This is a genomic window from Mesorhizobium sp. B2-4-19 (assembly GCF_006441315.1).
Classification (GTDB): Bacteria; Pseudomonadota; Alphaproteobacteria; order Rhizobiales; family Rhizobiaceae; genus Mesorhizobium.
The window spans coordinates 1-19,605 of the sequence record NZ_VFUV01000023.1 but is presented as its reverse complement, the minus strand read 5'-3'; the positions used below and the strand labels follow the sequence as shown (position 1 = coordinate 19,605).

The following is a 19,605-nucleotide window of genomic DNA, read 5'->3' as shown; positions in this document are numbered from 1 at the left end:
TAGCGTGATCATCAGAGATGCGCTGCGTCCTATGGTCTTTCTGGGAGGAGATACAATGAAATGTTCAATCGTGGCGGCGCTGGCCAGCGCCGCGCTGATCAGTGTTGTGGCGTTGCCAGCAATGGCGTCGTCGGACAAGCCGGTCATCGCGCTGACCAATGCCTATTACGGCAACACCTGGCGCCACCAGATGGTGGAAGCGTTCGAGGCTTCGGCCAAGGAAGCCAAGGCCGCCGGGCAGATCGCCGACTACATCGTCATGAACGGCGACGGCTCGGTGGCCCAGCAAAACAGTCAGATCGCCGAACTGATCCTCAAGAAGGTCGACGTGCTTGCCGTCGACGCCGCCTCGGAAACCGCGGTCAACGGCATCATCGAAAAAGCCTGCAAGGCCGGCATTATCGTCGTCTCCTTCGATTCAGTCGCCTCGGCACCCTGCAACTACCAGCTCAATTTCGACTTCAAGGGCTACAAGGCGACCCAGGCCGAAGCCGTGTTCAAGATGCTCGGCGGCAAAGGCAACGTCATCCAGGTTCGTGGCGTGAAGGGCTCGGCGCCCGACAATGACATGTTCAACGCGCAGCAGTCGGTCCTGGCCAAGCATCCGGACATCAAGGTGGTCGCGACAGTCTACGGTCAGGCGACGGCCTCGGTGGCGCAAGCGGCGATCGCCAATGTGCTGCCCTCGCTGCCGCATGTCGATGCGGTGCTCGGCCAGGGCGGCAGTGACGATGTCGGCATCGCCCAGGCCTTCGTCCAGTATGGCGGCGAGTACAAGGACAAGATGCCGATCATCGAGGGCGGCGGCGGTACCGACTTCGTCAAATGGTGGGCCGACGAGAACGCCAAGAACGGCTACCAGACGGTCTCGATGAACACCACGCCCGGCATTGGCGGCGCCGCTTTCTGGCTTGGCCTCTCCCTGCTCAAGGGCGCCAAGGCGCCCAAGATGATGATCATGCCCGTCGCAACCGTCGATGCCAGCAACCTCAAGGAATACGCCAAGCTACCGGCCGGCCAGATCATCAGCCCCAGCTATTCGCTCGACTGGGTCAAGCAAAACCTGCTGAGCAAGTAACCCGACCAGCATAAGGGATCGGACGCCGAAAGCGCCCGATCCCTGGCCGTGAAGAAACGGAGGACGAATGTCCCACCTTGCCGTTGCCGATCAGAAGCGTGCAGCCGCAATGGCGCCCGCCGCTTCGATCCGGCAGGAAATCGTCTCGCTTTCACAGATCACCAAGAGCTTCGGGCCGACGCTGGCGAACGCCGAGATCGACCTCGCCGTTTCGGCCGGCGAGATCATCGGACTCGTCGGCGGCAACGGCGCCGGCAAATCGACGCTGATGCGCATTCTTTGCGGCACGATGCGGCCGACCCTCGGCTCGATCTCGTTCGCCGGCCAGACGCTGAGCTTCGGCGACTACGACACAGCGGAAGCGCAAGGGCGCGGCATCCGCATGGTGCACCAGGAACTGTCGCTGTGCGCCAACCTTTCCGTGGCCGAGAACTTCTTTCTGGAGACGCCACAGGACGCGACAAGCCGGCCGGGCTGGCGGAAGCTTTACATGGGCCGTGCACGCGAGGCGCTGGATGCCGTCTTCCCCGGCAATGGCATCGATGTGGACGCGGAAGTCGGCCAACTCTCCATCGCCGAACGGCAGATGGTCGAGATCGCACGCGCCGCCGCCACACCCGGCGTCAGGCTCATCGTTCTCGACGAGCCGACCTCCTCGCTTGATCTCGATCGCTCCAGGCAGTTAAGGGCCTTCATCCGCGAGCGAGCCAAGGCTGGCCTCGCCTTCATCTTCATCAGCCACAAGCTGCAGGAAATCATCGACATCGCCGCGCAGGTTGTCGTGCTGCGCAACGGACGCACGGCCTGGCGCGGCGACGTGGCGGATACGTCGATCAGCAAGCTGGTGCAGTTGATGGGCGGCGATGCCAACTCGATCCACCAGCATGGCGCCATCGTCGCCAGCACCGGGGGCGCATTGGTTCGGCTGTCCGGGTCGCTGACATCCGAACTCGGCCGCGACATCGAGATCGCGCGCGGTGAGATCGTCGGGCTGGCGGGGCTCGAGGGCAGCGGCCAGAAGGAGCTGCTGCACGCCATCTTCAAGCCCAATCCAGCAAAGGATGCCGCCGTCACCAGAACCGGCGAGGCCGGCTTCATTGCCGGCGACCGCCAGAAGGAAGGCGTGTTCCCGCTGTGGAGCGTGCTCGGCAACATCTCCATCGGCAGCCTTGCGCGCCGCCCGTCCTTGGGCCTGGTCTCGGATCGCCACAACCGCGAGGCCGCGGCCGACGCCGCCGGTCGGCTGCGGCTCGACGAAAATCGCTTCGGGTCCAACATATTGGAGCTGAGCGGCGGCAACCAGCAGAAGGCGCTGGTTGCCCGCGCGCTCGTCGCCGATACGCCGATCATCCTGCTCGACGATCCGACGCGCGGCGTCGACATCGCCACCAAGCAAGATTTCTACCGGCTCTGCAACGACATCGCACGCAGCGGGCGGACACTCGTCTGGCACACCACCGAGGACGCCGAATTGCTGGCCTGCGACCGCGTCCTGATCTTTGCCGGCGGCCGGATCGTCAAGGAACTGACCGGTGAGGCGATCACCGAAGCGGCGATCGTCGGGGCGTCTTTCGTCCAACAGGCGGACAAGCGCATCGACGCCGCGCACGCCAAGGCCGGGGCGGCCGGGCTTGTCCGCAGGCTGGTGAACGCAGCCCCCTTCATCGGCCTCGCCGCCGTGCTGGCGGTGATGATCTCGGCCAATCCGGCGGTCGCCTCGATCTTCGGCCTCGATCTGCTGCTGATGCCAGCGCTGTCGCTGGTGCTGGTGACGGCGGCACAGATGTTCATCGTCGGCGGCAGCGAAATCGATCTCGGCGTCGGCGCGTTCGCCGGGCTGATCAGCGTGCTCAGCGCGACGCTGCTCTACGACCAGCCATGGCTCGGTGCGCTGGCTCTCTTGGCGGCGGTGGCCGTGTATGCCGGGCTCGGCGGGTTGATCCAGGCACGCAAGATCCCGGCTATCGTCGTCACGCTCGGCGCCTCCTTCATCTGGGTGGGGCTGGGCTATGCGCTGCAGCCGACGCCAGGCGGCGCCAGCCCTGAATGGCTTACGGCGCTATTCGGCTGGTCGCTCGACTTCCTGCCGACATCGATCATCCTCATCGCGGCTGTCGCCCTGGTGGTCTTGACGATCGACCGGTCGCCACTCGGCGTGGTGCTGCGCGGCTTCGGCAACAATCCGACGGCAATGATCCGCTCTGGCTGGTCGCCAACACGCTACGCGCTGGTGCGCTATCTCATCGCCGGGCTGTTCGCCGCGGCCGCCGGCCTGTCGCTGACGGCGATCAACACGGCGAGCGACATCAACTCAGGCAATTCATTCACGCTGCTCAGCGTCGCCGCCGTGGTGATGGGCGGCTGCTCGCTGCTCGGCGGCATCGTCTCGCCGGTTGGCGCCATAGCCGGCGCGGTGACGCTGTCGCTGATCGGCGCACTGCTCGGCACGCTCAATGTCAGCAGCGATTTCAACGCCGCGACGCAAGGGCTGATCCTGATCGCGCTCCTTACGTTGCGCGGCCTGACCGCGGACCGCAGGAGCGAACAATGAACGCGCTGTCCGCCTTCACTCTTTGGGCCCAGAAAAACCGCTGGATCTGGGCAGCGATCGGCGTGCTCCTGCTCTGGCTCGTGCTCTCCGTGGTCACCAACCGGTTCAGCCTGTCCAGCCTGTCGGGCATCGTGCTGTCGGCCTCGTTCCTGACCGTCGTCGGCATCGGCCAGATGTTCGTCGTCACCACCGGGCGCGGCAATATCGATCTTTCCGTCGCATCGGTCATCACGCTCAGCGCCTTCGTCGCGCTGCTCACCATCAAGGGCCAGGATGCCAACCTTGCTATTGGCGTCACGGCTGCGGTCCTGCTCGGCCTCGCAGTCGGGTTGCTCAATTCGCTGCTGGTCGTCGGCCTCGGCATTCCGGCGATCATCGCGACGCTCGCCACCGGCTATGTGCTGGCGACCGCGACGCTGCTGTCGAACAAGGCAATTCCCGGCTTTGCCGTCAGCCCGGCGCTCAAGGATCTGGCGACGGGCCGCATCTTGGGCGTCCCGATCATGGCCATCATCGCCATCCTCGGCGTAGCGGCGGCTTCCTTCGTGCTGCGCTACACCGTGTTCGGGCAGCTCCTGTCGGCGGTCGGCCAGAACCGCGCGGCCGCCCGGCTCGCCGCCATCAGGAATGGCCGGGTGATCGCGGCGGCCTTTATCATCTCGTCGGTGCTGGCCTCTCTCGGCGGCCTGCTGCTCGGCGCCTATATCGGCGGCGCCTTCCTCGAAATGGGCCAGCCCTATCTGTTGCAGTCGATCGCCGCCGTGGTGCTCGGCGGCACGCTGATCTTTGGCGGCTCGGCGACCGCGCTCGGCACCCTGTTCGCCAGCATCCTGCTCATCCTGATCGTGACGACCATGCAGATTATCGGGCTGCCGCCCGGCGCCCAGGACATCGTCCAGGGCATCGTCGTCATCTTTGTCCTGGCGCTTGCCGGCCGACAGGCATTGGCGCGGCGCACCACTGCCGAGCCTGCAGATGGAGCGACGCCGAAGACGCAGGCAAAGGCGGCCGCGTCGTTGCCGGAGTGACCAGCAGGCCGACAATTCCGCTTGCCAAGTTATGGTAGAGTGATCATACCAGTATATAAGATGACGATCGCGCGACGATCGCCCAGAATTCAAGGAGCAAGGCCAGATGACAACGATTGCGCTGTTTGGTGCGGGCGGGAAAATGGGCTACCGCCTGTCGACAAATTTTCGCGGATCGGACTACACGATCCGCCATGTCGAGATCAGCGAGGCCGGCAAGGAGCGGCTGAAAACCGGTCTGGGCTTCGATGCGGTCGGCGTCGACGAGGCGCTTAAGGACGCCGAAGTCGTGATCCTGGCGGTGCCGGACACGCATATAGGCAAGGTCGCCGCCAGCATCGAAAGCAAGCTTTCGTCCGGGACAATGGTGATCGTGCTCGATGCGGCGGCCCCGTTCGCCGGGCATCTGCCCGGTCGTCCCGACCTTACCTATTTCGTGACCCATCCCTGTCATCCGCCGATCTTCAACGACGAGACCGACATGGCCGCCAAGAAGGACTTCTTCGGCGGCGTCAAGGCCAAGCAGCATTTCGTCAGCGCCCTGATGCAGGGGCCGGAGGAAGACTACGCCAAGGGTGAGAAGATCGCGCAGATCATCTGGGCGCCGGTGATGCGCTCGCACCGCGTCACGGTCGAGCATATGGCGCTGCTGGAGCCCGGCCTTTCGGAGACAGTGTGCGCTTCGCTGCTCGTCGTCATGAAGGAAGCGCTCGACGAGGTCGTGGCGCGCGGCGTCGACCGGCAGGCCGCGCTCGATTTCCTGCTCGGCCACATGAATGTGCTCGGCGCCGTCATCTTCGGCGAGACCAAGGGCGTGTTCTCCGATGCCTGCAACAAGGCCATCGAGTTCGGCAAGCCGGTGCTGATGCGCGATGACTGGAAGCGCGTCTTCGAGCCGGAGGAAATCGCCGCCAGCATCCAGCGCATCACCTGAGGCGCGCATTTCCCTCGCTGCGGCAAGGTGCGCGGTTAGATACAGATCATCTGAATTAGTGGTTGACTCATTATACCAGTTGGCTAAGCTGCTGACGCACTCGGAACTGATCCTTCTCCGCTGGGAGGAGGCATCGGAACGAGCGGAGGATGGCGGGCGCGAAAATCGGTTCGGTCGAAAAGCCGGCAAACGGCTTTGCCGATCCAGGCGGCGTTTTGCCCCGCCCTGTCTGACGATTTCAAATGAAGGCAGTGGCCTCGACTGGTCGAGGCCCATGTTCTTAACGGGAGGACCTCATGAAACTTACTCGCAGAATGACACTTGCGGCTTTCGCCGGCGTATTGGCACTGGGCACGGCGGCGCCGGCCTTCGCGGCGGACCTGATCGCGATCATCACCCCCTCGCATGACAATCCGTTCTTCAAGGCGGAAGCGGTCGGCGCCGAGGCAAAGGCCAAGGAACTCGGCTACGAGGCGCTGGTGCTGGTGCATGACGATGATGCCAACAAGCAGTCCGAGCTAATCGACACCGCGATCGGGCGCGGCGCCAAGGCCATCATCCTCGACAATGCCGGCGCCGATGCCACCGTCGCCGCCGTGCAGAAGGCAAAGGACGCCGGCATCCCCTCCTTCCTGATCGACCGCGAGATCAATGCCACCGGCGTCGCCGTGGCGCAGATCGTCTCGAACAACTACCAGGGCGCCCAACTCGGCGCGCAGGAATTCGTCAAGCTGATGGGCGAGAAGGGCAACTTCGTCGAGCTGGTCGGCAAGGAATCCGACACCAATGCCGGCATCCGCTCCAAGGGCTATCACGACGTCATCGACGACTATCCGGACCTCAAGATGGTGGCGCAGCAGTCGGCCAACTGGAGCCAGACCGAGGCCTATTCCAAGATGGAATCGATCCTCCAGGCCAATCCCGATATCAAGGGCGTGATCTCCGGCAACGACACGATGGCGATGGGCGCCTATGCGGCGCTCGCCGCGGCGAACCGCAAGGATGTCATCGTCGTCGGCTTCGACGGCTCGAACGACGTGCGCGACTCCGTCACGTCAGGCGGCATCAAGGCGACGGTGCTGCAGCCGGCCTACGCCCAAGCGCAGATGGCGGTCGAGCAGGCCAACGACTTCATCAAGAACAAGAAGTCGCCCGAGAAGGAAAAGCAGCTGATGGACTGCGTGCTCATCAATGGCGACAATGCCGCCAAGCTGGAAACCTTCGCGCTGAAGAACTGAGCCGGCGCAACGCAAACAGCGAGGGGCGAACCTTGGGTTCGTCCCTCGCCTCCATTTCAATGGGAAGCTTTGACCGCCATGCTCAGTAAGCCGATCTGGCCGATTAAGGCAACTTGGCCGATCCTCGCGCTGGTCGCCGGCATCGGCCTCAGCGCCTGCAAGATCCTGCCGACGCCATCGGCGCAAGGGGTTGCAGGCAACGCGTCCGGCTTCAACCCGGACAAGATGGTCGAGGAGATCTGGGCCTCGAAGGTGATCCCCTATTTGCAAGGGAAGGCCGGGGCATTTGCCGAGGTCCATGCTCTGGCGAAGACCGATCCGGCGGCGGCCGGCGCCAAATACGGCAACCCCAAGAAGCAGGCGAATGCGCCATGGACCTTCGCGGTCCGCGTCGAGGGCAAGATCGTCGCCGCCAACACGCAGTCGCGCGCGGCGACGATGGATATCGACATCGACGGCGACGGCAAGGCGGATGCGCGCGTCCAGATCGGGCCGGCAATGCGCGGAACCGCACTGCGCGACAGCCTCGATTTCGTTCAGTTCAACGATTTCACCAACCAGATCGACTTCGCCCAGTTCGGCAAGGCGTTCAATGCCTATGCCGACAAGACCGCGCTGTCCAAGCTGCCGCGCGAAGCGCTGGAGGGCCGCACCGCCAAGGTGCTCGGCGCCTACACGATCGAAGGTGGTCAGGACCTGCCATTGGTGACCCCGGCGGAGGCCGAGATCGGGCCCAAGCCATGAGCGCGGTGTTTGATCATGACGTCATCCTGAAGCTCGAAGACGTCTCGAAAGTCTATGCCGGCACCGTCGCGGTCAAGCAGGCCAATTTCGAGGTGCGTAAAGGCGCGGTCAATGTGCTCGTCGGCGAAAACGGCGCAGGCAAATCGACACTGATGAAGATCATCGCAGGCGTCGAGCAGCCGACGGCCGGGCGCATCATGCTCGACGGCAACGAGGTTTCCTTCTCCTCCTCCGGCGATGCCGTGGCCCGCGGCATCGGCATGGTGTTCCAGGAGCTGAACCTGTTCGGCAACATGACGGTCGCCGAGAACATTTTCGCTACGCGCGAGATCACCAACCGGTTTCGCAAGATCGACCGCAAGACGCAGGAGCGGCAGGCCGGCGAATTTCTCGATCGGCTCGAAGCCGGTATCCGGCCGGACATGCTGGTCGAGGATCTGCGCATCGGCCAGCAGCAGCTGGTCGAGATCGCCAAGGCTGTTTCGCTCGACGCACGCATCCTGATCATGGACGAGCCGACCTCGGCGCTCAGTGCGGCGGAAGTCGAGATCCTGTTCAAGGTGATCGCCGACCTCAAGGCGCGCGGCGTGGCGATCGTCTACATCTCGCACCGGCTGGAGGAGCTGATCCGCATCGGCGACTACATCACCGTGCTGCGTGATGGCCGTATCACCGGCCAGGAGGAGGTGAAGAACGTCGACACGCAGTGGATCGTGCGGCAGATGATCGGCTCGGACGCCAAGGATTTCGCCAAGGCCGACGGCCATGTTCCCGGCGAGGAGATCTTCCGAGCCGAGGACATCTGCCTGCCTCGCGTCACCGGCGGACTGGCGGTCGACCATGTCTCGCTGTCGCTGCGCGCCGGCGAGATCTTGGGCATTTACGGCCTGATGGGCGCGGGGCGCAGCGAGCTGTTCGACTGCATCATGGGCCGACACGGCCATGCCAGCGGCAAGATCTTCATCGACGGAAAACATATCAGGGAACGCGACACGACGCGGCGCATACGGCGCGGGCTGGCGCTGATTCCGGAAGATCGCCAACGCGAGGGATTGGTGTCGATCCTATCCGTTGCCAGCAACCTGACGCTGGCCAGCCTGTCGCGCTTCGTGCGCGTGTTCCATATCCGAGGCGGCGCAGAGCGGCAGGGAGTCAGGCAGATGGTGCGCGAGCTTTCGATCAAGGTCGCCGATCCGGCGCAGGAAGTCTCGTCGCTTTCAGGCGGCAACCAGCAGAAGGTGGTGATCGGCAAGGCGCTCCTCACTGGACCGAAGGTGCTGTTGATGGACGAGCCGAGCCGCGGCATCGATGTCGGCGCCAAGGCGGATGTCTTCCGCACCATGCGCAAGTTGTCGCGCGATGGGCTCGGCATCCTGTTCGCCACCTCCGACCTCGACGAGGTGATGGCGCTGTCCGACCGCATCGCGGTGATGAGCAATGGCAAACTGACCGGCATGTTCGATCGCGCCGAGGCGGGCGAAGCCGCGATTGTCGCCGCATCGGCGCTCGGCCATGGACCCGCCCCGCACATCTTGCCCCAGAATTTGGAGAGCAACGCTAATGACTGACATTCCGGCCAGGGCGACCCACTCTTCGGCCTCCGGCGGCTCCGCGCTGCTGACGCTGATGAAGCTCAGGACCTTCATCGCGCTGATTGCCGTGCTGGTGTTCTTCTCCATCGCGGCGCCGAACTTCCTCTCGGCCGCCAATCTGATCCTGATGGCCAAGCACGTGGCGCTCAACGCCTTCCTCGCCATGGGCATGACCTTCGTCATCATCACCGGCGGCATCGATCTTTCCGTCGGTTCGATCGTCGGCCTGTGCGGCATGGTGGCCGGCTATCTCGTGCTCAACGGCATCGACCTGCAGATCGGCTACACCATCTATTTCAACGTGGTGGAGATCGCATTGATCACCCTGGCGGTCGGCATTTTGATCGGCGCCGTCAACGGACTGCTGATCACCCGGCTCAATGTCGCACCGTTCATCGCCACGCTCGGCGTCCTCTATGTGGCGCGCGGCCTGGCGCTGCTGTCGTCCGACGGCCGCACCTTCCCCAATCTGGTCGGCAAGCCGGAGCTCGGCACCACCGGCTTCGGCTTCCTTGGCGCCGGCCGGCTCGTCGGCTTGCCCGTCTCGATCTGGATCCTGATCGTGGTGGCGCTGGGTGCGGCCTATCTCGCGAGGTACACCCCGCTCGGCCGCCACATCTTCGCCGTCGGCGGCAACGAGCGCGCGGCGCGCATTTCGGGCGTGCGCGTCAACATGGTCAAGATGTTCGTCTACATGTTCTCCGGCTTCTGCGCGGCGATCGTCGGCCTGATCATCTCGTCGGAGCTGATGGCTTCGCATCCGGCGACAGGCGAGAGCTTCGAACTGAATGCCATCGCCGCGGCGGTGCTTGGCGGCACTTCGATGTCGGGCGGTCGCGGCACGATCGGCGGTACTATCGTCGGCGCCTTCGTCATCGGCATCCTGTCGGACGGGCTGGTGATGATGGGGGTGAGCTCGTTCTGGCAGATGGTGATCAAGGGCCTCGTCATCATCGTCGCCGTCGTCGTCGACCAGGCGCAGCGCCGGCTTCAGCAGCGTGTCACCCTGATGCAGATGGCAAAGGCGGGTTGATCATGGCGACTTTGAGCGGAGCGCTAATCGGCTGCGGCTTCTTCGCCGTCAACCAGATGCATGCCTGGCGCGATATAGAGGGCGCAGCGATCGTCGCCATTTGCGACCGCGATCCGGAGCGGCTCAGGATCGTCGGCGACCAGTTCGGCATCGCGCGACGCTACACCGATGCGGCGGAACTGTTCGCCGGCGAGACGCTCGACTTCGTCGACATCGCCACCACCGTGGCCAGCCATCGACCGTTGGTCGAGATGGCGGCCGCCAACCGCGTCCCGGCGATTTGCCAGAAACCGTTCGCGCCGACGCTGGCCGACGCCAAAGCAATGGTCGCGGCCTGCGCCGAGGCCGGCGTGCCGCTGATGGTGCATGAGAATTTCCGCTGGCAGTCGCCGGTCCAGGCTGTGCGCGCCATGCTCGACAGCCGTGAAATCGGCACGCCCTTCTTCGGGCGTATCTCCTTCCGCTCGGCCTATGACGTGTTTTCCGGCCAGCCCTACCTGGCGAGGGGAAAACGCTTCATCATCGAGGATCTCGGCATCCACATCCTCGACATCGCCCGTTTTCTGCTGGGCGACGTCTCGAGCCTTACTGCCCGCACCGCGCGCATCAACCCGGCCATCGCCGGCGAGGATGTCGCCACGATGCTGATGGATCACAAGGACGGCGCCATTTCGGTGGTCGATTGCAGCTATGCGACCAGGCTTGCCGTCGAGCCGTTTCCCGAAACGTTGATCGAGATCGACGGCAGCGACGGCACGCTCCGGCTGGCGCAGGGATACCAGCTGACCGTCACCGGCAAGAGCGGCACAACGGTCAGGGATATCTCGCCGCCGCTTCTGCCCTGGGCCTCGCGGCCATGGCACAACATCCAGGAAAGCGTGCTGGCGATCCAGCGGCACTGGGTCGACTGCATTGCATCAGGCAAGGAGCCGGCGACCTCCGGCGCCGACAACCTCAAGACATTCGCGCTGGTCGAGGCTGCCTACACCGGCGCTGCAAGCCGGCAACCGGTGCGGATCGACGACCTGCTGAAATGACCACGGATCGCTTCCTCCTTTGCGGCACGCACGCGGCGGAGACCGAACCGGTCCGGTTGGTCGCCGGCCCGCTCAGTGCCGATTTCGTCAACGGCAATCTGCGCGCGATCCGCCATGGCGGCGCGGAGGTGCTGCGTGCCATCGCCTATGTCGTTCGAGATCGCGACTGGGGCACCTATGAGCCAGCGCTGACGGACTTGACCATCGATCAGGGTGCCGATGCATTCTCCGTCAGCTACGCGGCAAGCTGCACCGGGGCTGGCGGAAGCCGGCTCGCCTTCCACGCCACCATCAAAGGCTCCTCTGATGGGCAGCTGGTCTTCGACGTCAACGCGCTGCCTGAAAGTGATTTCGAGACCAACCGCTGCGGCTTCTGCATCCTGCATCCGATCGCCGGCCTCGCCGGCAGCCCCGTAATGGTCGAGCACACGGATGGCAGCGTGGTGGCGACGAGACTGCCTGATCTGATCGATCCCTGGCAGCCTTTCAAGGATTTGCGCGCCATCACGCATGAAGTGCGGCCCGGCGTCACCGCGCAATGCCGCATGGAAGGCGACGTCTTCGAAATGGAAGACCAGCGCAACTGGTCCGATGCTTCGTACAAGACCTATGTACGGCCGCTGGCGCTGCCCTGGCCCTATGTGTTGCCGGCCGGCGAAACCAACCGCCAGACCGTCAGCCTACGCATTGCCAGCGGCGACAAGACGCCGGCCACCACCGAGCCATCTGGTCCGATCCGCGTTACGCTCGGCGAGCCCGGTCCGGCGCTTCCGGATGTCGGCGTGATCCTCTATCCCGGCGATGTCGAGACCGCGCTGGCGAACCTCCCAACACTGTCGGCGCTCGGCCCGCAGCAACTGCTGCTTCATTACGATCCGACGGGCGGCCATGGGCTCGATGCCTTGCGCTCTTTCGCCCGGCTCGCCGCCGCTTATCCCGCTCGCACAACGCTCGAATGCGTGGTCGCCTGCAGCGGCGATCTCGATGCCGAACTCTCCGATATCGTCGACCTGGTGCGCCGGGCGGGCCTGCGGCTCGATGCCATAGCGGTTTCGCCTTCGGTCGATCGGCAATCGACACCACCAGGCAGCGCCTGGCCGCCCTGCCCGCCGCTGGAAGATGTCTACGCCGCCGCGCGCCGTGCCTTCCCGGATATCCGTCTTGGCGGCGGCATGTTCAGTTATTTCACCGAGCTCAACCGCAAGCGCGTCCCGGCCGGGCTGCTCGATTTCGTCAGCCATTGCACCTGCCCGATCGTGCATGCCGCCGATGCTCTCAGCGTGATGCAGTCGCTGGAGGCGTTGCCGTTCATCAGCCGGTCGGCGCGGGCGATCTTCGGCGACAAGCCCTACCGGATCGGGCCCTCGACCATTGCCATGCGGCAGAACCCCTATGGCGGCGCCACCAAGGACAATCCGCGGGGAGAGCGCATCGCCATGGCGAACCGCGACCCGCGCCACAACGGCCTGTTCGCCGCCGCCTGGACGATCGGCTATGCCGCACGGGTCGCGCCGGCCGGCCTGGAGATGCTGACGCTGTCCGGCTTCACCGGGCCATTCGGCGTGCTGGCGGCATCTGGGGAACCCGTTGCGGAAGGGTCACCCCGGCCGATCTTCCAAGCCATCAAGGGGCTTTGCGAACTGGCTGGCCTTGAACATGTCACGGCCAAAACGAGCGATGAGACCCGGGTACTGGCGTTGGCTGGGCGTTCATCCTCGGGAAAGACGGTCATGTGGCTGACGAACCTGGCGGCGAGCGACGTGGCGGTCGACCTTTCGGAGTTTGACCGAGGCCATCTTGTGATGACACCCTACGCGATCGCGCGGATCGGCTGAATCAGGTTACTTTTCGGAATTCATCACATAGAGGGCGCGCGAGCGCTCCAGATGCTTGATCATCGCCTTCTCGGCGCCTTCGGCATCCTTCTTCTCGATGCGGCCGATGATCTCTTCGTGCTCAGTCAGCGTGAACTGTTCCTTGCCGGTCCAGATCAGCATTTCGGTGTGATATTCCTTCAGCCAGCCGAGCATTGCCTCGCTGACGGCGACATAGATCGGGTTGCCCGATATCGTCGCGATCTGGGTGTGGAATTTCATGTCGGCGGAAATGAAGGCTTCGGAATCACCTCGCGCGGCACGCTGCTCGGCGACGGTTGCCTTGAGCCGCTGCACATCCTCGACGGTGGCCTTCTCGGCGGCTTCCCTGACCATGCCACGCTCGAAGAAAATGCGCGCGGTCTTGAGGTGCTCGAGCGTGTCCTTCGACGACGACAGGATGATCTTGGCCGCGCCGTCGACCTGTTTGATGATCGACTTGGCGGTGAGTTGCAGCACCTTGGCCCGCTCGCCATGCGAGATGGCGACGAGGCCCATATTGCTCAGCGCCTGCATCGCCTCGCGGATGGCCGGCCGGCCAACCTCGAAGCGTTCCATCAATTCGCGTTCCGACGGCATGTCGTCGCCCGGCTGCAACTCGCCGCTGGTGATCAGCCGCTTCAGCCTTGCAAAGACTTCGTCGGAAAGTTTGCGCCGGACGATCGGCTCCGAACGGTTCATCGTGACGAATCACTCCCTGGCCCGGTTCCTGTTTAGCACTGCCGGTGCGATTCCCGGAATGCTTGCAGCTTTGCCCGCCCTCCGCTGCGCGAAGTGGGATATTGCTTGCAATACTTATGTACTCATTATACCAGATTTCAAACGTGACGAAACTTTTTTCGGACCCTTTTCGACCGGCCGGCTCCCCATGATCACCTTCACCTATCGCATCGAAACGTCAGGCAACATCGAGGCGCTGGCGGCCAGGATCGCCAGCGACCAGTCGACCGGCACCTTCGTCGCTCTGCCCGGCGAAACCGAGGAACTGAAGGCCCGCGTGGCGGCGCGAGTGCTGGCGATCCGGCGTCTGCCCGATGCGGAGCAACCGTCCATTCCCGAGGCCGACGGGGGGCCTTTCAAGCGCGCCGATGTCGATATCGCATTCCCGCTCGACGCGATCGGCACCGACCTTTCGGCCCTGATGACCATCGCCATCGGTGGCACCTATTCGATCAAGGGCCTGTCGGGCATCCGCATCGTCGACATGAAGCTGCCTGATGACTATCGCGGCGCCCATCCCGGCCCGCAGTTCGGCGTCACCGGCAGCCGCAAGCTGACCGGCGTCGCGGGACGCCCCATCATCGGCACCATCGTCAAGCCGGCGCTGGGGCTGCGGCCGCATGAGACCGCCGAGATGGTCGGCGAGCTGATCGAGGCTGGCGTCGATTTCATCAAGGACGATGAGAAGCTGATGAGCCCGGCCTACTCGCCGCTGGCGGAACGGGTGAAGGCGATCATGCCGCTGATCCTCGACCACGAGCAGAAGACCGGCAAGAAGGTGATGTATGCCTTCGGCATCTCGCATGCCGACCCGGACGAGATGATGCGCAACCACGATCTGGTGGCAAATGCAGGCGGCAATTGCGCGGTGATCAACATCAACTCCATCGGCTTCGGCGGCATGGCCTACTTAAGGAAACGCTCCAGCCTGGTGCTGCACGCCCATCGCAACGGCTGGGACATCCTCACGCGCCACCCCGGCCTCGGCATGGATTTCAAGGTCTGGCAGCAGTTCTGGCGACTGCTCGGCGTCGACCAGTTCCAGATCAACGGCATCGCTTCAAAATATTGGGAGCCGGATGCATCCTTCATCGAATCCTTCAAGGCAGTGACGACGCCGATCTTTTCGCCTGATGATTGCGCGCTGCCGGTCGCAGGTTCCGGCCAGTGGGGCGGACAGGCGCCCGAGACCTACGAACGAACCGGCCGCACGGTCGACCTGCTCTATCTCTGCGGCGGCGGCATCGTCAGCCATCCGGACGGGCCAGGCGCCGGCGTGCGCGCCGTCCAGCAAGCCTGGCAAGCGGCGGTCGACGGCATCCCGCTGGCGAACTTCGCCCTGAACCACCCCGAACTGGCACGGTCGATCGAAAAGTTCGGCGACGGCAAGGCGGCCTGAGGTCATGCAAAACCTGCTGCTCAGCTATTATGGCGACGACCTCACCGGCTCGACCGACGTCATGGAAGCGCTGGAGCTCGGCGGCGTGCCGACGGTGCTGTTCATGAGGCAGCCGGACGAGGCTCTGCTTGCCCAGTTCAAGCATTGCCAGGCGGTCGGGTTGGCCGGCACCAGCCGCAGCGAGACGCCGCACTGGATGGACACGCATCTGCGCGACGCCTTCGCCTGGCTGAAGACGCTGAAAGCCGAAATCTGCCACTACAAGGTCTGTTCGACCTTCGATTCCAGCCCGACGATCGGCAGCATCGGCCGGGCGATCGAGATTGGCCGCGAGGTCTTCAAGCAGGATAGCGTGCCGCTGCTGGTCGGCGCGCCGCAGCTCAAGCGCTACACCGCCTTCGGCCATTTGTTCGCGGCCTATCGCGACCAATATTTCCGCATCGACCGCCATCCGGTGATGAGCCGCCACCCGACGACGCCGATGGATGAATCGGACCTGCTGATCCATCTGTCGCGGCAGACGGATCTCACGTCGGGGTTGATCGACCTTGCGACCCTGCAGTCGGAGCAGCGGTCGCAGGCATTGGATCGCTTCGTGGACAATGGCACGGCCATCGTGCTTGTCGACGTCGACAGCCGGGAGACTCAGGCCCTTGCGGGCAAGGAGATCTGGCGCATGCGCAAGCCGGGCGGCTCTTTTGTCGCCGGCTCGTCCGGCGTCGAGTATGCGTTGCTGGCCGAATGGGCGGCGAATGACATCGTCCGCGCCGGACCAGGCTTCACGCCGCCGGGCGCCGCCGACCGGATCGCCGTCGTGTCGGGCAGTTGCTCGCCGACCACCGAAAGACAGATCCGGCATGCCCTGAGCGACGGCTTCGACGGCGTCGAGGTCGATCCGGTCGAACTGGTTTCGGAGGCTTCGCAGCAGGCGATCACGCGCGCGGTGGCAAGCGGCCTCGTCAGCCTGCGAGCCGGACGAAGCGTCATCCTCTACACCGCGCTCGGCCCTGCAGCCGACAGGGGGGCCGAAATCGACCGGCAGGACGGCGCCCGCCACAAGCTTGGCCGCGGCCTTGGTGCGCTGCTGCGCCAATTGACTGACGAGCAGAGCTTGCAGCGCGTGGTCATTGCCGGCGGTGACACGTCAAGCCATGCGCTGGGACAAATGGGCGTCGACGCGCTGACCGTCAGGATGCCTCTGCCCACCTCGCCTGGTTCCCCACTTTGCGTTGCTCATTCGCACGTCAAAGCGATTGACGGGCTGGAGGTTGCGCTGAAGGGCGGCCAGGTAGGAACCGACCGCTATTTCTCGTCCATCCGTGACGGCCTTCGCAGTTGACTGTGGCGTCGGGCGGGTAAACTGCGAACCCGAGAGAAAACATGCACCGGTCTGTTGGTGCTTCAACTTGCACCGAAGCACCGAGCGAAAACATGTCTGCTTGAAAGTAGACCAGCAGAACCCTCCCAACCAGGCCTTGGGGGTAAGTTGAGCGATGACCGCTTTCGGGAAGGCTGCGAATCGCCAGGAACGGCGGACAGGCAGCAATGAGGCCGGGAGCAATGGGGGCCACTTGTCTTCAAGGAAGAACAATAGCGAACCTTCAAACCCCAAGGTCCGCTTTCGCGACTTGACCCAGGCCGATCAGCCGAGCGACAGTTCCTTCGTCTGATGCCTCAGCACGAGTCCGACCGCGCCCAGCAATGCGTCGTTCTCGGTGTGCTTGCCAACGATTATTCGCGTGCGCAGGGCCGGAGCGATATCGCGGGACTTGATGAGCGTGTGGCGTTCGTAGGACGCGATCAGCGGCGTCAACAGAATGTCGCCCGCCAACGCCATCTGGCCCCCGATGATGATGAGCGGCGGATTGAGCACCGAGCCGATCAAGCCGAGACCCCGGCCGGCGACATCGGCGGTATCCTCGATCATCCGCAACGCCCTGACGTCGCCCTCCTTGGCCATCACGATGACATCATCCATGGTGACCTGCCGCCGCACGACACGCGAAATCTGTTCCAGTGGCCGGGCAAAACTCGCATAGAGCTCCAGGCATCCGCGATTGCCGCACCGACAAAGATCGCCGCCGGGATCGATGCTGATGTGCCCGAATTCGCCGGCGCCGCCGGCGATGCCCGTCACCAGCCGGCCATGCTGGACAATGGCGCCACCGACCCCCAGATCGATCTTGAACAGCACGAAATCGTCATGGCCGATTGCCGCGCCCCACATCAGTTCCGCAATGGCCGAGCAGTTGCTCTCATTGTCGGCGAAGATCGGCCGCTCCAGCACGGGTCCGAACACATCTCGTATGTTGACGCCGGCCCATGTTGGAACGATGCTGGCGCGCAGGACCACTCCATCGCGGCTGACAGGACCAGAGACGGAAATCCCAACCCCCAGGAGCCCCGCCATCGGCAGACCATTTTCTTCGTAAGATTGGGCAATTGCCGATTTGGCCATCTGGGCCGCCTGCCGCGGTTGGTAGTCCAGTGCCATGGGGATAGTTTGTTCGGCAATGACGGAATGCGAGACATCGGCAACGATCAGCCGTATCTCGTGAAGTCCCAGGTGAATTCCGACGCAGGTCCCCGCTGTCGGATTGAGCGTCACGGCCGCGGCTGGCCTGCCAATAGCTCTGATTCCCTCGCGACTGGTCGGGGCTTCGATCACCATGCCCGATTTTCTCAAGCCATTGAGCGCGGTTGAGACCGTCGAGCGCGCCAGACCGGTGACGCGTGCGATCTGCGACGCCGAGAGGGCGCCGCGTTCACTCAGGCAGCGCACAATCATGCTCTCCGGCGACGCGGACGGCCTGTCGATCAGCCAGGTTCTAAGCGAAGGTTTTGTCATGAACCAATATAAACATCGTTGACTGATAGCTCCAATATGTCATCTTGGAAAGAACTTGAGATTAACGCATCTCGCCGGCGGCGGCTTCAAACCGCGGCCATAAGCGGTCGATACGAACCGTGCAACACCATATGGGAGTGAAACTATGAAATGCGTCATGACCGCCCTCGCGGCCGCCGTTGCGTGCACCTTTGTCGCCGGAGCAGCCTTCGCCGAGCCCAAGACGAACCTGCTGCACCAGTGGGCGACTGGATCGGACGCCCAGGCGATTGCCAAGCTCGGCGAGATGTTCACCGCCAAGGGCGGCAAATGGGAACAGACCTCGATCGCCGGTCACACGGCCAACACGCTGGCCAAGCTGCGTGCCGACGTGATCGCCGGCAATGCCCCGCCGGCCGTGCAGCTGAAAGGTCCGGAAATCGCCGAGTGGAACAAGACCGGCATGACCGCTGACCTCGACGAGCTGGCGGCCTCGGAAGGATGGGAAAAAGTGGTCGCGCCGGAATTGCTTCCGGTGATGAAGCCGACCGGCAAATGGGTCGCCGCCCCCATGAACATCCACCGCATCAACTGGTTGTGGGCCTCGCCGAAGGTCATGCAGGCCGCCGGCGTGACGGAAATGCCCAAGACCTGGGCCGAGTTCAATGCAGCCTGCGACAAGATCGTCGCCTCCGGCAAGATCTGCATCTCGCATTCGACCGCCGACTGGACGGATTCGACGGTGTTCGAGGTCGTTCTCTACGGCCAGGACATCGATCTCTATCGCAAGGCCTTCGTCGAGGGCAATGTCGAATCCATGCGCAGCCCGGGGATGGTCAAGGCCTTCCAGCAGATGCGCCTGATGACGAGCAAGTACATGGATCCGGGTATGGTTGGCCGCGACTGGGATTCGATGTCGGCGCTCGTGGGCAAGGGCGACGCAGCTTTCCACATCATGGGCGACTGGACGATCGGCCTGCTGACCGCCGCCGGCTTTAAGGAAGGCACCGACTATGTCTGCGCCCAGGCACCGACCGATTGGGGCAAACCCGGCTTCATCCTCAACTCGGACTCGGTCGTGTTCTTCAAGCAAAAGGATCAGGATTACATCGACGGCCAGAAGCTGCTTGCCAGCCTGATCCTGTCGCCCGACTTCCAGACGGTCTTCAACCAGGCCAAGGGCTCGATCCCCGCGCGCCTTGATATCGATCTGTCGAAGGGCTTCAATCCGTGCCAGCAGCTCTCGCAGAAGGATCTGCAGGCTTCGATCAAGGACGGCACGCTGGTCCGCTCGATGGCGCACAACATGACCATCCCGCAGAAGATGCGCGGCGCGATCATGGACGCCATTACCGAGTTCGTAGCGACGCCCGACATGTCACCCGAGGACGGCGCCAATGCGATGGCCGACGCGGCCGAAGCACAGAAGTAGACGGGAACGGCCGGGCGCAATTTCTATCCGCACCCGGCCATCCTCCATCCAGTTCCGCGCGGCAAATGTCAAATCACGACCTGATCCCATCGACCCCTGCGCCCGCCCGCCCCTGGCG

At 63.9% G+C, this 19,605-nt stretch carries 16 protein-coding genes; 14 read left to right on the top strand and 2 right to left on the bottom strand.

Features of this window, described 5'->3' with window-relative positions; all coding sequences use genetic code 11:
- The first annotated feature begins 55 nt into the window (after positions 1–55).
- The 10 genes from FJ546_RS28065 (at position 56) to FJ546_RS28020 (ending at position 13,070) form a co-directional block, all read left to right on the top strand.
- Complete coding sequence (locus tag FJ546_RS28065; RefSeq protein WP_140892285.1) at positions 56–1,078, top strand: ABC transporter substrate-binding protein; 1,023 nt, start codon at positions 56–58, stop codon at positions 1,076–1,078.
- Between the two features lie 67 nt (positions 1,079–1,145).
- A complete protein-coding gene (locus tag FJ546_RS28060; RefSeq protein WP_140892284.1) occupies positions 1,146–3,629 on the top strand; it encodes an ATP-binding cassette domain-containing protein in 2,484 nt (827 codons plus the stop codon).
- Complete coding sequence (locus FJ546_RS28055; RefSeq protein ID WP_140892282.1) at positions 3,626–4,657, top strand: ABC transporter permease; 1,032 nt, start codon at positions 3,626–3,628, stop codon at positions 4,655–4,657. The genes FJ546_RS28060 and FJ546_RS28055 overlap by 4 nt, the downstream gene beginning before the upstream one ends.
- Before the next feature lie 106 nt (positions 4,658–4,763).
- The gene (locus FJ546_RS28050) at positions 4,764–5,591 is read left to right on the top strand and encodes a phosphogluconate dehydrogenase C-terminal domain-containing protein (protein WP_140892280.1); all 828 of its coding nucleotides are present in this window, start codon (positions 4,764–4,766) and stop codon (positions 5,589–5,591) included.
- A gap of 296 nt (positions 5,592–5,887) precedes the next feature.
- Positions 5,888–6,829: a D-ribose ABC transporter substrate-binding protein gene (locus FJ546_RS28045; protein WP_140892279.1), complete on the top strand. Its 942-nt coding sequence runs from the start codon at positions 5,888–5,890 to the stop codon at positions 6,827–6,829.
- Between the two features lie 78 nt (positions 6,830–6,907).
- Positions 6,908–7,573: a DUF2291 family protein gene (locus FJ546_RS28040; protein WP_140892277.1), complete on the top strand. Its 666-nt coding sequence runs from the start codon at positions 6,908–6,910 to the stop codon at positions 7,571–7,573.
- Positions 7,570–9,141 (top strand): sugar ABC transporter ATP-binding protein, encoded by a 1,572-nt coding sequence (locus FJ546_RS28035; RefSeq protein ID WP_140892275.1) that lies wholly within the window; start codon positions 7,570–7,572, stop codon positions 9,139–9,141. Before FJ546_RS28040 ends, FJ546_RS28035 begins: the two co-directional genes overlap by 4 nt.
- Entirely contained in the window at positions 9,134–10,198 is a 1,065-nt protein-coding gene (locus FJ546_RS28030; protein WP_140892274.1) for an ABC transporter permease, read from the top strand. The genes FJ546_RS28035 and FJ546_RS28030 overlap by 8 nt, the downstream gene beginning before the upstream one ends.
- Positions 10,199–10,200: 2 nt before the next feature.
- On the top strand, positions 10,201–11,235 hold the full coding sequence (locus tag FJ546_RS28025; protein WP_140892272.1) for a Gfo/Idh/MocA family oxidoreductase: 1,035 nt from the start codon (positions 10,201–10,203) through the stop codon (positions 11,233–11,235).
- Entirely contained in the window at positions 11,232–13,070 is a 1,839-nt protein-coding gene (locus FJ546_RS28020) for a hypothetical protein (RefSeq protein ID WP_140892271.1), read from the top strand. Before FJ546_RS28025 ends, FJ546_RS28020 begins: the two co-directional genes overlap by 4 nt.
- A 6-nt stretch (positions 13,071–13,076) precedes the next feature.
- Here FJ546_RS28020 and FJ546_RS28015 read toward each other — a convergent pair whose 3' ends face one another.
- Complete coding sequence (locus FJ546_RS28015; protein ID WP_140892270.1) at positions 13,077–13,790, bottom strand: transcriptional regulator NanR; 714 nt, start codon at positions 13,788–13,790, stop codon at positions 13,077–13,079.
- 187 nt (positions 13,791–13,977) lie between these two features.
- Between FJ546_RS28015 and oiaX the strand changes: the two genes are divergently transcribed.
- The gene (gene oiaX, locus FJ546_RS28010) at positions 13,978–15,228 is read left to right on the top strand and encodes a 3-oxo-isoapionate-4-phosphate decarboxylase OiaX (protein ID WP_140892269.1); all 1,251 of its coding nucleotides are present in this window, start codon (positions 13,978–13,980) and stop codon (positions 15,226–15,228) included.
- A 4-nt stretch (positions 15,229–15,232) separates the two neighbouring features.
- The gene (locus tag FJ546_RS28005) at positions 15,233–16,567 is read left to right on the top strand and encodes a four-carbon acid sugar kinase family protein (protein ID WP_140892268.1); all 1,335 of its coding nucleotides are present in this window, start codon (positions 15,233–15,235) and stop codon (positions 16,565–16,567) included.
- Between the two features lie 303 nt (positions 16,568–16,870).
- Here FJ546_RS28005 and FJ546_RS28000 read toward each other — a convergent pair whose 3' ends face one another.
- Positions 16,871–17,899 carry an ROK family protein gene (locus FJ546_RS28000; protein ID WP_246686992.1) on the bottom strand — a complete coding sequence of 343 codons (1,029 nt, stop codon included), beginning with the start codon at positions 17,897–17,899 and terminating at the stop codon, positions 16,871–16,873.
- Between FJ546_RS28000 and FJ546_RS31775 the strand changes: the two genes are divergently transcribed.
- Together FJ546_RS31775 and FJ546_RS27995 are read left to right on the top strand one after the other, a co-directional pair.
- Entirely contained in the window at positions 17,898–18,098 is a 201-nt protein-coding gene (locus tag FJ546_RS31775) for a hypothetical protein (RefSeq protein WP_246686991.1), read from the top strand. The two genes, FJ546_RS28000 and FJ546_RS31775, sit on opposite strands and share 2 nt — an antisense overlap.
- A gap of 135 nt (positions 18,099–18,233) precedes the next feature.
- Complete coding sequence (locus FJ546_RS27995) at positions 18,234–19,487, top strand: ABC transporter substrate-binding protein (RefSeq protein WP_246686990.1); 1,254 nt, start codon at positions 18,234–18,236, stop codon at positions 19,485–19,487.
- The last annotated feature ends 118 nt before the right edge of the window (positions 19,488–19,605 follow it).